Raw genomic sequence first — 13748 nt, 5'->3', positions numbered from 1 at the left:
GCTTACCCCTTGGTTACGCAATTCGTGCCAACGGTGACATTCCCGTTGTTGTACTTGCCGACGATGTTGTTGAAGAGCTTCGGATCGACGGTCGAGAAGTAGCGGACCGCGGCCTTTTGGCTCGGGCGCGCGACGCCCGCATAGACATCCATGCTGAGTGCCTCGGGCGCGGTCTTGACCTTCTTGACCCACGAATCGAAGTCGGCCTGCGACAGCGCGAGTGCGCGGAACTTCATGTCGGAGAAGCCCGCGCCGCTGTAGTTCGCCGAGATGCCCGCGTAGTCGCCCGCGTGATCGGCTAGCAGGTTAAGACGCGTCTGCATGCCCGCCATCGCGTAGATCTGGCTGCCGAGCTGCGGGATGAAAAACGAGTTCATCACGGAGTCCGACGTAATGCGGAAGTTGACCGGCGTGCCGACCGGGAAAGCGACCTGATTGACGGAAGCGATGCCGAGATCCGGATAGACGAAGAGCCATTTCCAGTCGAGCGCGACGACTTCCACGTTGATCGGCTTGACTTCCGACTGAAGCGGCTTGTACGGGTCGAGCTCGTGGGTGGTCTTCCACGTCAGGGTGCCGAGAAAAAGGATGATGGCCGCGGGAATCGCCCATACGACGACCTCGATGGCCGTGGAGTGCGTCCATTTCGGCGCGTACGTGGCGTTCGTGTTGGATGCGCGATAGCGCCAGGCGAAGATCAGGGTGAGCAGAATCACTGGAACGACGACGAGGAGCATCGCGAAAGTCGCGGTGGCGATGAGCGAGCTTTCCGCCGCGCCGATGACACCTTTCGAATCGAGCACCTCGAGATTGCATCCCGATAAACAGACACTGGCCAACAAACCCGATAACAATGGCGCTGCTAAACGGTGAGTATTTTCATTCATTGCATTCGCTGGTTTTTTGGATCGAAGCGTCCTGGGAAGAACGCCGTTTCACGGCGTTGCGCCGCGACGCGATCATGCCACGCGACATTTATCGCGATGTTGCGAATTTATGGAATTTGGTCGTAAAACGCGGCGTTGCGACGCTGTGTCGCGCGAGCTGCGCGCTTCGAAAAAAGCGACGCTCGGAGCGTCTCTTAGCAGGGCTTTGCAACAGCGGAACTCGACATTGTGCCCGCGCCGAGCAACACATGCGAGCGTTGTGAGCTTGCCATGTCGAATGCATCAAAGTTTTGCATGGCGAAGGACTTTTCTTGTCAAATGGTGTTACGCATGGCATGAGCGAGAACGTAAGCCGTCAAAATGCGAGGCTCGAATCGCAGGCGCGAATACGCCCATGAGCCGATATCACAACATGAACAAGAAACTTATCCTCCTTGCCGCCAGTCTGCTCGCGCCGGTGCTCGCGCACGCCGGTTGCGAGGACATGATGCAGACGTGGGCGAACACGCTGCACCCCGAGAAGACGCTCGATAGCGCGCTCAGCGTCTGCGAGACGTGGCCCGCTAGCCCGGCGTTGACGCTGGCGGCGCTTGCGTTCTCCGGCGACGAGACGCAAGCAAAAGAGAACGCTGACAACCTCGAGGTGCTTGTCGCCGACACCGCGACCGGCGCGATCGTCGCGCACGTGTATCAACCGGGGGCGATACGACGAGACGCGGGCGCGTCGGCCGATATCGCGCTCGACACCGCGCCGTATCAATTCGCGCCGACGCAGCGCGCGTTCGGCGTGCGCATGAGTCTCGACGCATCGTCGGGGGCTAAGCCACATGGCGAGACATCGCTGAGTCTGTATGCATTCGACGGCGAGACGCTGCGCCCGGTGCTCGACCGACTGATGACCGCGCAGGCGAGCGGCGAATGGGACACGCATTGCGACGGCTGGTACGACTCGGTGACGCGGACGCTTTCGATGGGCGCGCCCGGCGCGGAAGGCTATGCGTCGTTGCACATCGCCGAGAAGACGGTGCATAGCACGTCGCGTATCGCCAAAGGCGTGTGTGTGAACAGGAACGGCGCGCCGAAGCGAAAGAGCTTGACGCTTGCCTATCGCGACGGGCGCTACGTTGTGGCAAAGGAATCGCATCATAACGGCTGATGCAAGATTGCAGTGCCTCATCGTTTTGTATGCGGTGCGTGCTGAGGTCAAAGCATGGTGCTACGCGCGACGCAATGCGCCGATGGCTTTCTGTTCTTCCGTGCTGTGAAGACGGCAAATGGAGAACTGCTCTTCCTGTGACGATCGTCAATGAAAGCGAATTCAGACGGGTTGTCGACGCTAATGGTCAGGGCTACGATCTTGAGGACATGGGCAGATTCGCGGTGCGCCGCTGTCGTGACGCTTGCGGTATCGAATGACGTCAACGAGTCGACAGTCGCGCTGCGCGAAGGCGATTGCGGCTATCTGCTGAGGCGCATCAAAGCCGAGGCGGCGGCGTCCGATCCGTTTACGTCGCGCAAGCAGGACATCATTCGCGAACTCTCGCGCAGGGCGAGCAACGAGGGGAATGCGCCCACCCGCTCGCCGGCCGAGAGCACTGTGAAGATTCACGTGCGAAACATCTTGCGCAAGCTCAACTTCACGAGTCGCGTCCACGTCGCGCTCTATGCCGCGGGACACGACGCCGACCGATCGGACGCGGCCACCGCGCCGATCTCCTACGAAACATCATGAAACGCCGCGAGAACTTAGCGACGTATCGACGGCTCTTGCCGATCACATCAGGCAGTCACATCATGAATCGAAATCAAGCTGGAATCGAAACTCCGAGCGCGGGAAAGAACGCATTCGCGCCGCTCGTCATTCGCGGGCGCAGCGTGCTGCCGATCGTGCAGGGCGGCATGGGCGTGGGCATTTCGGCGCACCGGCTCGCGGGCAGCGTGGCGCGAGAAGGCGCGGTGGGCACCATCGCGAGTATCGACCTGCGCCATCATCATGCGGATCTGCTCGACATGTGCCGCGCCGATCCGTCGCGCGAGACGCTGGAGCGAGCGAATCTGTCCGCGCTCCGACGCGAGATTCGCGGCGCGCGTGAACTGTCGGAAGGTCGCGGCATGATCGCCGTGAACGTGATGAAAGCGGTCAGCGCCCACGCCGACTACGTGCGCGTGGCGTGCGAGGAGCGCGCCGATGCCATCGTGATGGGCGCAGGCTTGCCGCTCGACTTGCCCGACCTCACGCAAGGCTGCGATATCGCGCTGATCCCGATTCTCTCCGACAGCCGCGGCGTCGCGCTCGTGCTGAAGAAGTGGATGAAGAAGGGACGCCTGCCGGATGCCATCGTGATCGAACATCCGGCGCATGCCGGCGGACACCTCGGCGTGAACGACGTTTCCGACATGGACAACGAGCGTTTCGGGTTCGCGCGCGTGCTCGCGGAACTGGAGACGGTATTCGCGTCGCTCGGACTGGCGCGTGCGGACGTGCCGGTGATCGTCGCGGGCGGCATCAACAGCCACGAAGCCGTGCGTACGTGGCTCGCGGCCGGCGCGAACGGTGTCCAGGTCGGCACGCCGTTCGCGGTGACGGAGGAAGGCGACGCGCATCCCGAATTCAAGCGCGTGCTCGCGCAGGCGACGCCGGACGATATCGTCGAGTTCGTCAGCGTGACCGGCCTGCCCGCGAGAGCCGTGAAGACGCCGTGGCTCATGCGCTACTTGCGCAACGAAGAGCGCATTCGCGCGAAGATCGGCGCACGCAAACAGACGTGCCCGACGGCGCTCGAATGCCTGAGCGCGTGCGGACTGCGCGACGGCATCGAGAAGTTCGGGCACTTTTGCATCGACACGCGACTCGCGGCGGCGCTGCGCGGCGATGTGGGCAACGGCTTGTTCTTCCGCGGACGCGAGAAGTTGCCGTTCGGCGCGGCCATCCGCAGCGTGCGGGAACTGATCGAACTGCTGCTCACCGGCAGCACGCAGGCGGCGGTCGCTGCCTGTTGACTAGCGAACGGCAGGCGTTCATAAGGAAGATGAGCAAGCCGCCGTCCGCGCACGTTCGAAATCGTCCTATTGGCTGGCTGTCGGGCGCGTCGTAGCCATCTTGCAGCGACGACCCGCAGCTGACCAAGGACCAAAGAGAGCATGGCAAAGCGATTTCCCCTTCAACCCGGGCACCCGGAACGCAATTGCTGGGGCTGTGACCATTACTGCGGAGCGGATGCGCCGCGTTGCGGAAACGGATCTAGCCGCACGCAGCATCCGGCAGCACTGTTGGGCGAGGACTGGTACACGTTCGGTGATTGGGGGCTGGACATTGTGGAGGACGCAACGTCCATCAAACCCGCCGTGGCCAATTCCCGCTGACACTCGCCTCGACGCGTAAACGGAAACGCAGCGACCGCCAACCCGCGCGTCGAATTCGGCCTTCTCCTAAGTGCCGAGCGTCACCGCGTGCCTAGAATTTGGGCAACTCACATCACCCGTTGCCACCGTCATGCGCACGAAGCTCGAATTCGAAACCCCGGAAGGCCGTCTGTCGCTGTCGATCGACGATGTTCAGTTCATGGCCTATGACGCCGGCGAAGCTACATTACGATCGATGCGTCATTTCATCGAGCGCATGCGGTCGATGGGGCTCGGCCAACTCGCCGAAGCGCACGCGCGGTTGATCGCGCAGAACAAGCTTCATGTGATCGAACTTCGCGAAGCACGTCATGACGCCGAGGCGCTCCTCGCGTGCGGCGCAATCGGCGAGGCGATCGAAGACAAAATCACGCCTCGAATCGAAATGCTTCGCGAGGACATTGCCCAGACGCATGCGCAACTGCGCGCGAGCGTCGAACGGCTGGCCGCGCTCTCGGCGGCTTGTCATGAGGCGTTGCAGCAGATCCCCGGCTACCGGCCGCCTAGCCGCCTGCGCGACTGATCGCCGACGCACGCCGAGCGCACATCTATCCGCCCGAATACTTGCGCAACAGCGCGCTCACATCAATTCGCTGCCCTTGCAGCAACAGCAGCCGCGCGTGCAAAACGAGGTTCTCGATTATGAGCAGCGCCGTGGTGAGCATGTAGGTGAGGTTCACATCGCCGGGATTGAGCCCGCTTGCCTGCAGGCTGCGATGCCTCTCCAGAAGCGAAGTCAACACGAGACCGCGCAGTTCCGGCTCGCCGAACGGCAGGTCGCCATAATCGACGGGATCTTCACGTTCCAGTTCTTCGAGCAGCCCTGTCAATTCGCTGATGGTCACTTCCATGGCGTCTCCGGCGAGCGGTTGCGTGGATGGCGGACAGCGTCTTCATGATGCCACGTCACAACGGAGCGTGTGTTGCGGTGGTGGGCGCGCCGGTTCGCGCACGAAGCTCATCGAAGCGGAGAACGCGAGTTGCATCGGACGCCGCCTCAACGTGCGGCCGTCTCGATCCACCATTTCGCATGCAGGCGCAGTCGGCACCGCTCTTTCAATGCGCCACCGCCATCGCCTTTTCCAACGCCGCCATGCCGAACCGCTGCATGATGAAGCTTTGCAGCACCAGGTAGAGATCCGACTCGCGCGGTCGCGTGCCCCATCGGCTATTGCCTGCGACCGACGCAACCGTGAACCACGAATGCGGCGGAAAGAGCTCGACGCGCAACACGTCGCGGTCCAGAATCCGCAGCCGTCCCGTGTCCGGGTGGAACTCGGCGCTGACTGCGCCGGTCGGCAAGTCGATGCTCACCGTCATTGCATTCGCTTTCATCGTCGTGGCCCCCTCGTGTCGCGTGTGTTGCGCGTATTACGCCGGCCGCTGCATGGCGTCCGGCTCTCTCTCGATCGTAGGACGCACATGACGAGCGCCACTGTCTTGCGCCGCTCGCAACGCGCCGTATTGGCTCCCGCGCGACGACGAAACGCGACGCCCCCGCGCCGCGAAATCGCGCCGACTACCGCGGATTCCATCGTCTCAGCAAAGATATTCCGATAGGCATACAGTAACGAGGCTGCGCGCCGCCGCCGAAGTATCGGCGGGATCGGCAAGAACGGAGCAGCAGCCCGGGAGCGCGGTGGCGAGCGTTCGCTGCCACACATAAAAAGCCCGCGCGACCCGTGCGCACACGTCTTTTTAGCCGCGCCTTCCCACTGCGTGAAGGCGCCGGCACCCTGTCCACGCATCAAGATCAAGAGGAAGCGACCATGTTCAAAGCCTATTCCTATGCAGCGTCCGCAGCCGACAAGCCGCTCGGCCCGCTCGAGATTCAACGCCGCGATGTCGGCCCGAACGACGTGCGTATCGACATCCTCTTCTGCGGCGTCTGCCACTCCGATCTGCACATGGCGCGCAACGAATGGGGCGGCACCAACTATCCGGTCGTGCCGGGGCACGAGATAGTCGGGCGCGTGACGGAAGTCGGCTCCGACGTGACGAAGTTCAAGGCGGGCGACCTGGCGGGCGTCGGCTGCATGGTGGACTCGTGTCGCGTCTGCGAGGCGTGCAAGGAAGGTCTGGAGCAGTATTGCGAGAGCCCGGAAAGTTTCGTGCAGACCTACAACTCGCCGGACAAGAAGTCGGGCGGCGTGACGTACGGCGGCTATTCGACGTCCATCGTCGTCGATGAAGCCTTCACGCTGCGCGTTCCCGAGAATCTCGAACTGGCCGCGGTCGCGCCGCTCTTGTGCGCGGGTATCACCACGTACTCGCCGCTGCGTCACTGGGGCGTGAAGCAAGGCGATAAGGTCGGCATCGTCGGTCTGGGCGGCCTCGGCCACATGGGCGTGAAGCTGGCCGCCGCGATGGGCGCGCATGTCGTGCTCTTCACGACCTCGCCGAGCAAGATCGAGGATGCGAAGCGTCTGGGCGCGCATGATGTGGTCGTGTCGAAGGACCCGGACCAGATGGCCAAGCACGCGAACAGCTTCGATTTCATCCTGAACACGGTGGCCGCTTCGCACGATCTCGACCAGTTCATCACGCTGCTCAAGCGCGACGGCACCATGACGCTCGTGGGCGTGCCGGAGCACCCGCATCCGTCGCCGTCGGTGATCAACATGATCTTCAAGCGCAGGTCGCTGGCGGGCTCGCTCATCGGCGGCATCGCGGAGACGCAGGAAATGCTCGATTTCTGCGGCAAGCACGGCATCACGTCCGATATCGAGATGATCCGCATGGACGAGATCAACACCGCCTACGAGCGCATGTTGAAGAGCGACGTGAAGTACCGCTTCGTGATCGACATGTCGACGATCGAGCGGTAACCGAGCGCCGGCGAATGTCCACGAACGCCCGTCCCACGTCCGACACGCACATCTGGCACGCGCCCGATCTCGGCGCGGAACTGCTGCGCGGGCGCTTCGCGGACTTCGCCTACGACGTCCACGCGCACGAGACCGCGTGCTTCGCGCTGCTCACGGGCGGCGCGATTCGCATCCGCATGCGCGGCACCGAGTTCGTCGCGCGGCGCGGCGATCTGTACGCCATCGACGCCGACGAGCCGCACGCCGGCTGGCCCGTCGACGGCGACGGCTGGACGCAGCGCACGCTGTACGTGGACGTCGCGCATCTGCTGGAGTTGACCGGCGAGAAGCGCGCGGGCGGGCTCATCGGTCCGATCATCCGCGATCCGGTGTTGAGCATGGCGCTTCAGGACGTGCATCGGTCGTCGGAAGTGCGCGGGTCGTCGCTGTATCGGGACGAGCGGTATTTGTCGTTCGCGGCGCGGCTCGCGCAACGTCACATGAAGCAGAGCACGGCGCCGCGCGAAACGAGCGAGCCGCGCGCCATTGTCACGGCGCGGCGCTTTCTCGAAGATCGTTTCGCCGAGCCACTGCGTCTGCATGAGATTGCGGCGGCGGCCGACTTGCCGCCGTATCGCCTGTTTCGCGCGTTCAGTCGTGAAACCGGCATGACGCCGCACGAATACCAGCGGCAGGCGCGCGTGCGCCGCGCGATGGCGCTCATCCGGCGCGGCAATGCGCTTTCCGATATCGCTGCTGAAACCGGCTTTGCGGATCAGGCGCATCTGACGCGCACGTTTCGCCGCATGCTCGGCGTGACGCCCGGCGCGTACAAGGCGGCGACGCGCGGCTGACGCGCATCACTTCAATAGGCCGAGATTCGCGACGGCCTTCGCCACCGGCTTTTTGTCGCCGATCAGCGCGACGCCCACATAACGCAGCGCATCGGTCGCGACCGTGGCGACGGCGTCGCGGAAGGCGGCGTAGTCCGTGGTCTGCTGGCCCTGCTCGGGGAACGCGACGACATCGCAATCGGCCGCGAGCGCTTTGCCGCGAATCGTCGCGAGTTCGTCCTGACTGGCCGCGAGCACCGCGATGCCAACCGGAATCAGCCCCGGATGCGCCACGCCGGACGCATCGACGAGCGGTTCGCCGACGAGCGCCGGGTGCCGCTGTCCGATGGTCAACGCGAGCACCGCCGCGGCGTTCGCGGCTTTACCGGCTGGCAGCGCGCGGTCCACCACGATCACGCAGCGTTGCGCTCGCGCGCTGGTTTCTGTCGTCTCGTTTGTCATAGATTTCCCCGTTCGGTTGGCAGAAAGTGCAATTGTCGAGGCGCGCCCGTGCGGCGTCTTGAATCCTGTTGCACGCGCGGACGATGGCAAGCGAAACGGGAGCCGCATCGCTCATGCAGCGTGAAACAAAGTGTCCAGCCGCTTGCCCGCGCCCTGAATGCGAACGCAGAATCGGTGATTGCCTGCACCTTCATCGAGCCTTCATGACGACCCGAGTCATCAGTTTCTTCACGAGCCGGGACGCGCACGCGTCGTTCGAGAACCATCGGCGCTATTGCGCGCATCGCGGTTACGCGCATGAGTTCGTGGATGCGAGCGGCATCGGCTGGACGCATCTGCGCATGCTGCTGAAGTTCCAGACGCTCTTGCGCGCGCTGCGCGCCGCTGCCGACGGCGACTTCGTGCTGCTGCTCACGCAGGACTGCCTCGTCGTGAGCGATATCGCCTGCGAAACGCTGATAGCGAACGCTGAACGCGACGCGTTGATTGTCTCGATGGGCGACGCCGAAGGCGATACCGTGATTGGCGCGTTCCAGCTTTGGCGCAGTACGCCTGCGTCGCGCGCGCTTGCCGAACGCCTGTGCGCGGGCGCGCGCTTCGGCGGCGCGCTCGCGAGCGAGTCGGCGCTCTTGCGCATGACGGCGCCGCTCGGCTACATGACGCAGATCGACGGCGTGCATGCGGTCGTCCCGGCGGCGTGGCATATCGATCCGCTGTGGGCGCGGGTGCGCGTCTTCGCCATCGCGCTCGCCGATATTCCCGACGCGCCGCCGAACGAGCCCTTCCACGCCGGTCTGCGCGATCTGATCGCGTCGCACGTGAACGCGTGTGGGGCGAAGGGCGAGGCGTATCTGACGCTGCCTGCTTCAGATATCGCGGAGGACGCCTACGAGGCGCTGCGTCCGGATGCGCGCATCGCGCTTGCTATGCTCTACACGCCGAACATTCGCGCGTATGGCGCGATCGCGGAGCGCAATCTGCGGCGCTACTGCGCGCGCCACGGGTATGCGTTGCATCTTTATCGCGATATCCCGGCCGAATCGCCGCACGGCGCGAGCGGCAACTGGCTGAAGCCGTGGGTGCTGCGTCGCCATTTGCCTCAGCACGAATGGGTGTTCTGGATCGACGCGGACGTGCTCGTGATCGACCAGTCGATGCCGCTGGAACGGCTGCTCGACAACCGCGACCGCCTGATCGCGATGGACATGAGCTGGCAGTTCAACTCCGGCATCATGGGCTTTCGGCGCACGCAGGCGAACTTCGACGTGCTGGGCGAAGTGGAGCAGGCGATCGGCGGCGTGGCGGACAAGTCGTCGACGTACGCGAGCGGCGGCGATCAGGACACGTTCATCAGGGTGCTCACGCGTCACGACATGGCAGGCGATGCGGAACTGGTCGACTGCATCACGCTGAACACGCCCTATCAGCTTCAGCGCGCGGACAGTTTCATGGTTCACTACATGCACATGTGGCCGTCGCTGCGCGCGCTCGCCATGTATCACGGCGACCTCGCCAGTCAAATGCTGACCGAGCGCCGCCCATAGCGGCGGACGGCGTTTGCCGCGACGCAATATGCTGAAATGCCACGAGAACCTAGTCGTTACCGCATTGCAGAGGCCGAGGCCGCCACCGTGCGGCGGCATCCGGTGAAGTAAAATGCCAGCCTCCTTCCTTTATACGGCGACGCATGTTGCGCAAGGCCTGGCGCGGAGAAGAACGTTTCTGGAAAGTCTGGTGGCTACTCGGCCTGCCTATCCATCTCGCATGGTGGGCGGTGTACCTGTACCTCTGGGGCAGCGGCGTTGCTCCCGAAGCGTTTCTGCTGATTACCATCTGGTTCTGGCCCGGCACGCTGGGCCTGTTCGCCGCATGCGGCGCGCTCTATCTCGCGTGGTGCACGGCGGCGTGGCGCTGCTCGGGCAACGTCGACCGGCGCATGTGGACGTACGTGGCGCGCGTGCTGATCGGCGTGGGACTCGGCTCGTTTCTGACCGAGTGCGCGCTGATTCTGACTGCGCCGCTCGTGTCCGGCTGAGGACGGATAACCGAATCGACATCCACGACCTATCGAGCATGTTCAACGAATTCGTCAAGACCGTGCTCGTGATCGTCGCCGGGCTTTTTCCGATTATCAATCCGCCCGCGGTCGCGCTCGTCGTGCTGAGCATGCTGCCGCATATCAGCGATGCCGAGCGCCAGGAGCTCGCCCGGCGCATCTCGTTGAACAGCTTCGTCATTCTGCTGGTGTCGCTGTCGGTGGGCGCGTACGTGCTCAACTTCTTCGGCATCTCCATCCCGGTGCTGCGCGTGGCGGGCGGCATCGTGGTCTCGATGGCCGGCTGGAGCCTCCTTAAGGCTCCCGACGAAGACGCCTCCGCCGAGCCCACGCCCACTCCACGCAGCGGCGCGTCGCTGCGCGCGAAGGCGTTTTATCCGCTGACGTTGCCGATCACCGTCGGACCGGGCTCGATCGCGGTGGCCATCGCGCTCGGGACCGGCTCGCCGCGCCACGGCTTGCAGCCGGTTCATATCGTCGGCGTGACGGTCGGGCTTCTGCTGCTGTGCGCGAGCATCTACGTCTGCGTGCGCTTCGCCGGCTATCTGGAACGGTTGCTCGGCACCGTCGGCACGCAGGTCGCCATGCGGCTGTTCGCGTTCGTCATCTTCTGCATCGGCGTGCAGATTCTCTGGCTCGGGCTTTCCGAACTGCTCGGGTCGGTTCATCCCATCGTCAAATAAGCGTCTCTTGCTCGTGGAAACCCCAAGCGACGCTTGCCGATGATAACGCTACCATCGCGGGCATCGATATGGTAACGCTACCATCAAGGAGACTTCGCTTGACCTACGATCCCACGAAACGCAAGACGCCCGAGGAACTGCGCAGCCATCGCTGGTACGGCGTGAACGACCTGCGCTCGTTCGGGCACCGCTCGCGCACTGCGCAGATGGGCTATCACTCGTCCGATTACATGGGCAAGCCGGTCATCGCCGTGGTCAATACTTGGAGCGAGATCAACTCGTGCCATACGCACTTCAAGCAGCGCGTCGAAGAAGTGAAGCGCGGCATCTGGCAGGCGGGCGGCTTTCCGGTGGAAATGCCCGTGATGACGCTCGCGGAGCCGTTCCAAAAGCCGACGACCATGCTCTATCGCAACTTTCTCGCGATGGAAGTGGAAGAACTGCTGCGCTCGTATCCGTTCGACGGCTGCGTTCTGATGGGCGGCTGCGACAAGACCACGCCCGGCCTGTTGATGGGCGCCATCAGCATGGACCTGCCCGCCATCTATCTTCCCGCTGGCCCGATGCTGCGCGGCGACTGGAACGGCCGCACGCTCGGCAGCGGGTCGGACACGTGGAAGTACTGGGCGGAACTGCGCGCGGGCAAGATCACCGAGGACGAGTGGAAGGGCGTCGAGAGCGGCATCGCGCGCTCGCCGGGTCATTGCATGACCATGGGCACCGCGTCGACGATGACGAGCGCCACCGAAGCGCTCGGCCTCACGTTGCCCGGCTTCGCGTCGATTCCCGCCGTTGACTCGCGGCATGCGCAGTATGCGTCGCTCACCGGGCAGCGCATTGTCGAGATGGTGTGGACCGATCTGAAGCCGTCCGACATTCTCACGCCGAAGTCGTTCGACAACGCCGTGACCACCGTGCTCGCGATGTCCGGCTCGACCAACGCCATCGTGCATCTGGTGGCGGTCGCGCGGCGCGCGGGCGTGCCGCTCACGACCGGGCGCTTCGACGAACTGTCTCGCGTGACGCCGGTGATCGGCAATGTGCGGCCGGCCGGGAAGTATTTGATGGAAGACTTCTTCTACGCCGGAGGCCTGCGCGCGCTGCTCGCCGAACTCGGCGATTTGATCGACGGTTCGCAACTAACGGTCAATGGCGCGACGCTCGGCGAAAACATCGCGGGCGCCGAAATTTTCAATGACGACGTGATTCGTCGGCTCAGCAATCCGCTCGTGCCGAACGACGGCCTCGCCGTGCTCACCGGCAACCTCGCGCCCGATGGCGCCGTCATCAAGCCGGCGGCGATGGAAGCGCATCTGCTCAGGCATCGCGGGCCGGCGGTCGTGTTCAAGGACTACGGCGACATGGCCGCGCGCATCGACGACGAAGCCCTCGATATCACCGCCGATTCGGTGATCGTCCTTCAGCACGCGGGACCGGTCGGCGCGCCGGGCATGCCGGAGTGGGGCCAGTTGCCGATTCCGCAGAAGCTGTTGAAGCAGGGCGTGCGCGACATGGTGCGCATCTCGGACGCGCGCATGAGCGGCACGAGCTACGGCGCGTGCGTGCTGCACGTCGCGCCGGAATCGTTCGTTGGCGGGCCGCTCGCGCTGGTGAAGGACGGCGACATCGTCGAACTGGACGTGCCCGCGCGCCGCCTGCATCTCGAAGTCAGCGACGAAGAACTCGCCGCGCGCAAAGCCGCCTGGACGCCGCCGAAGCGCCCGTTCGAACGCGGCTTCGGCGTCATGCATCAGCTGCACGTGACGCAGGCGAACAAGGGCTGCGACTTCGATTTCCTCGAAGAGAAGACGGCCGCGCACGGCGGCGAGCCGGAAATCCACTAATAACGATACCCACACCATGACGACACAAGACATCGCCATTTCCGACGAAACGCTCGACTTGCTGCGCCACGTCAGCACCGCGACGCTCACGACGCAACTCTTCAAGCGCGGCCTGCGCAACGTGTTCTTGCAAGGCGTCGCGCCGCTCGTGAAGCCCGCGAAGGGCGCGCCGAATCTCGTCGGTCCGGCCTTCACGCTGCGCAACATCCCGGCGCGCGAAGATATCGATCACGTCGGCGTGTTTCAGGACCCGGACCATCCGCAGCGCAAGGCGGTCGAGAGCGCGCCGCCGGGCAGCGTGCTCGTGCAGGATTGCCGCGGCGATCGCACGGTGGCATCGACCGGTTCCATCCTCACGACGCGCCTGAAGGTGCGCGGCGTCGCGGGCATGGTGTCGGACGGCTGCGTGCGCGACAGCGGCACCATCGGCGAAATCGGGCTGCCGCTTTTCTGCGCGGGCGCGAGCGCGCCGCTCAATCTGGCGAAGCATCACGCGGTGGACATGAACGTGCCGATCGCGTGCGGCGGCGTGGCCGTGTATCCGGGCGATATCGTCGTCGGCGATGTCGATGGCGTCGTGATCGTGCCGCGTCACATGGCCGAGCAGGTCGCGAAGGATGCCGCCGAGCAGGAACTGCTCGAAGAGTTCGTGACGACGCGCGTGGAAGCGGGCGCGCTCTTGCGCGGCACGTATCCGCCGAATGAGGAAACGCTCGCGGCGTATGCCGAATGGCGCAAGCAGCGCGGATAAGCTCGACCGCCTCGCATTGGAGA

General features: G+C 64.2%; 16 protein-coding genes. 12 read left to right on the top strand and 4 right to left on the bottom strand.

The annotated features are described in order from the left end of the window. Window positions 1-2: 2 nt before the first annotated feature. Window positions 3-887, bottom strand: a complete 885-nt coding sequence (cyoA, locus tag LDZ24_RS27450; protein WP_248324486.1) for a ubiquinol oxidase subunit II — start codon at window positions 885-887, stop codon at window positions 3-5. 412 nt (window positions 888-1299) lie between these two features. Between cyoA and LDZ24_RS27445 the strand changes: the two genes are divergently transcribed. From LDZ24_RS27445 to LDZ24_RS27425, 5 genes are all read left to right on the top strand, one after another. Next, entirely contained in the window at window positions 1300-2043 is a 744-nt protein-coding gene (locus LDZ24_RS27445; protein ID WP_248324485.1) for a hypothetical protein, read from the top strand. Window positions 2044-2280: 237 nt separating this feature from the next. Continuing rightward, window positions 2281-2619, top strand: coding sequence for a LuxR C-terminal-related transcriptional regulator (locus LDZ24_RS27440; protein ID WP_248324484.1), 339 nt, complete (start codon window positions 2281-2283; stop codon window positions 2617-2619). A 62-nt stretch (window positions 2620-2681) separates the two neighbouring features. After that, the gene (locus LDZ24_RS27435; RefSeq protein ID WP_248324483.1) at window positions 2682-3887 is read left to right on the top strand and encodes a nitronate monooxygenase family protein; all 1206 of its coding nucleotides are present in this window, start codon (window positions 2682-2684) and stop codon (window positions 3885-3887) included. Window positions 3888-4028: 141 nt separating this feature from the next. Continuing rightward, window positions 4029-4250 (top strand): DUF3079 domain-containing protein, encoded by a 222-nt coding sequence (locus LDZ24_RS27430; protein ID WP_248324482.1) that lies wholly within the window; start codon window positions 4029-4031, stop codon window positions 4248-4250. Window positions 4251-4380: 130 nt separating this feature from the next. Further along, a complete protein-coding gene (locus LDZ24_RS27425) occupies window positions 4381-4812 on the top strand; it encodes a hypothetical protein (RefSeq protein WP_248324481.1) in 432 nt (143 codons plus the stop codon). A 25-nt stretch (window positions 4813-4837) separates the two neighbouring features. Here LDZ24_RS27425 and LDZ24_RS27420 read toward each other — a convergent pair whose 3' ends face one another. Then, window positions 4838-5140, bottom strand: coding sequence for a hypothetical protein (locus LDZ24_RS27420; protein WP_248324480.1), 303 nt, complete (start codon window positions 5138-5140; stop codon window positions 4838-4840). Between the two features lie 205 nt (window positions 5141-5345). Next, entirely contained in the window at window positions 5346-5624 is a 279-nt protein-coding gene (locus LDZ24_RS27415) for a hypothetical protein (protein ID WP_248324479.1), read from the bottom strand. 434 nt (window positions 5625-6058) lie between these two features. On the opposite strand from LDZ24_RS27415, the gene LDZ24_RS27410 reads away from it, so the two are divergent. Together LDZ24_RS27410 and LDZ24_RS27405 are read left to right on the top strand one after the other, a co-directional pair. Further along, a complete protein-coding gene (locus tag LDZ24_RS27410) occupies window positions 6059-7117 on the top strand; it encodes an NAD(P)-dependent alcohol dehydrogenase (RefSeq protein ID WP_175945842.1) in 1059 nt (352 codons plus the stop codon). 14 nt (window positions 7118-7131) lie between these two features. Then, on the top strand, window positions 7132-7950 hold the full coding sequence (locus tag LDZ24_RS27405) for an AraC family transcriptional regulator (protein ID WP_248324478.1): 819 nt from the start codon (window positions 7132-7134) through the stop codon (window positions 7948-7950). A 6-nt stretch (window positions 7951-7956) separates the two neighbouring features. On the opposite strand, the gene LDZ24_RS27400 is transcribed toward LDZ24_RS27405, so the two are convergent. Then, on the bottom strand, window positions 7957-8391 hold the full coding sequence (locus tag LDZ24_RS27400) for a DUF2000 domain-containing protein (RefSeq protein WP_248324477.1): 435 nt from the start codon (window positions 8389-8391) through the stop codon (window positions 7957-7959). A 203-nt stretch (window positions 8392-8594) separates the two neighbouring features. Between LDZ24_RS27400 and LDZ24_RS27395 the strand changes: the two genes are divergently transcribed. The 5 genes from LDZ24_RS27395 to LDZ24_RS27375 all read left to right on the top strand — a co-directional run bounded on the left by LDZ24_RS27395 (window position 8595) and on the right by LDZ24_RS27375 (window position 13725). Then, complete coding sequence (locus LDZ24_RS27395; RefSeq protein WP_248324476.1) at window positions 8595-9935, top strand: hypothetical protein; 1341 nt, start codon at window positions 8595-8597, stop codon at window positions 9933-9935. A gap of 143 nt (window positions 9936-10078) precedes the next feature. Continuing rightward, window positions 10079-10426 carry a hypothetical protein gene (locus LDZ24_RS27390; protein WP_206470655.1) on the top strand — a complete coding sequence of 116 codons (348 nt, stop codon included), beginning with the start codon at window positions 10079-10081 and terminating at the stop codon, window positions 10424-10426. Between the two features lie 38 nt (window positions 10427-10464). After that, window positions 10465-11130 carry a MarC family protein gene (locus LDZ24_RS27385; RefSeq protein WP_248324475.1) on the top strand — a complete coding sequence of 222 codons (666 nt, stop codon included), beginning with the start codon at window positions 10465-10467 and terminating at the stop codon, window positions 11128-11130. 98 nt (window positions 11131-11228) lie between these two features. Beyond that, a complete protein-coding gene (gene araD, locus LDZ24_RS27380; RefSeq protein WP_248324474.1) occupies window positions 11229-12974 on the top strand; it encodes an L-arabinonate dehydratase in 1746 nt (581 codons plus the stop codon). Between the two features lie 16 nt (window positions 12975-12990). After that, a complete protein-coding gene (locus LDZ24_RS27375; protein WP_248324473.1) occupies window positions 12991-13725 on the top strand; it encodes a ribonuclease activity regulator RraA in 735 nt (244 codons plus the stop codon). Window positions 13726-13748: the final 23 nt, after the last annotated feature.

This window comes from Caballeronia sp. Sq4a (genome assembly GCF_023170545.1).
Lineage (GTDB): Bacteria > Pseudomonadota > Gammaproteobacteria > Burkholderiales > Burkholderiaceae > Caballeronia.
This window is presented reverse-complemented; position numbering and strand designations above follow the sequence as displayed.

What these genes read in the sequence shown, in the direction of transcription:
- cyoA (WP_248324486.1), bottom strand. Translation starts at nt 887, where the DNA reads ATGAATGAAAATACTCACCGTTTAGCAGCGCCATTGTTATCGGGTTTG.
- LDZ24_RS27390 (WP_206470655.1), top strand. Translation starts at nt 10,079, where the DNA reads ATGTTGCGCAAGGCCTGGCGCGGAGAAGAACGTTTCTGGAAAGTCTGG.
- LDZ24_RS27395 (WP_248324476.1), top strand. Translation starts at nt 8,595, where the DNA reads ATGACGACCCGAGTCATCAGTTTCTTCACGAGCCGGGACGCGCACGCG.
- LDZ24_RS27430 (WP_248324482.1), top strand. Translation starts at nt 4,029, where the DNA reads ATGGCAAAGCGATTTCCCCTTCAACCCGGGCACCCGGAACGCAATTGC.
- LDZ24_RS27410 (WP_175945842.1), top strand. Translation starts at nt 6,059, where the DNA reads ATGTTCAAAGCCTATTCCTATGCAGCGTCCGCAGCCGACAAGCCGCTC.
- LDZ24_RS27435 (WP_248324483.1), top strand. Translation starts at nt 2,682, where the DNA reads ATGAATCGAAATCAAGCTGGAATCGAAACTCCGAGCGCGGGAAAGAAC.
- LDZ24_RS27400 (WP_248324477.1), bottom strand. Translation starts at nt 8,391, where the DNA reads ATGACAAACGAGACGACAGAAACCAGCGCGCGAGCGCAACGCTGCGTG.
- LDZ24_RS27420 (WP_248324480.1), bottom strand. Translation starts at nt 5,140, where the DNA reads ATGGAAGTGACCATCAGCGAATTGACAGGGCTGCTCGAAGAACTGGAA.
- LDZ24_RS27425 (WP_248324481.1), top strand. Translation starts at nt 4,381, where the DNA reads ATGCGCACGAAGCTCGAATTCGAAACCCCGGAAGGCCGTCTGTCGCTG.
- LDZ24_RS27375 (WP_248324473.1), top strand. Translation starts at nt 12,991, where the DNA reads ATGACGACACAAGACATCGCCATTTCCGACGAAACGCTCGACTTGCTG.
- LDZ24_RS27415 (WP_248324479.1), bottom strand. Translation starts at nt 5,624, where the DNA reads ATGAAAGCGAATGCAATGACGGTGAGCATCGACTTGCCGACCGGCGCA.
- LDZ24_RS27405 (WP_248324478.1), top strand. Translation starts at nt 7,132, where the DNA reads ATGTCCACGAACGCCCGTCCCACGTCCGACACGCACATCTGGCACGCG.
- LDZ24_RS27385 (WP_248324475.1), top strand. Translation starts at nt 10,465, where the DNA reads ATGTTCAACGAATTCGTCAAGACCGTGCTCGTGATCGTCGCCGGGCTT.
- LDZ24_RS27445 (WP_248324485.1), top strand. Translation starts at nt 1,300, where the DNA reads ATGAACAAGAAACTTATCCTCCTTGCCGCCAGTCTGCTCGCGCCGGTG.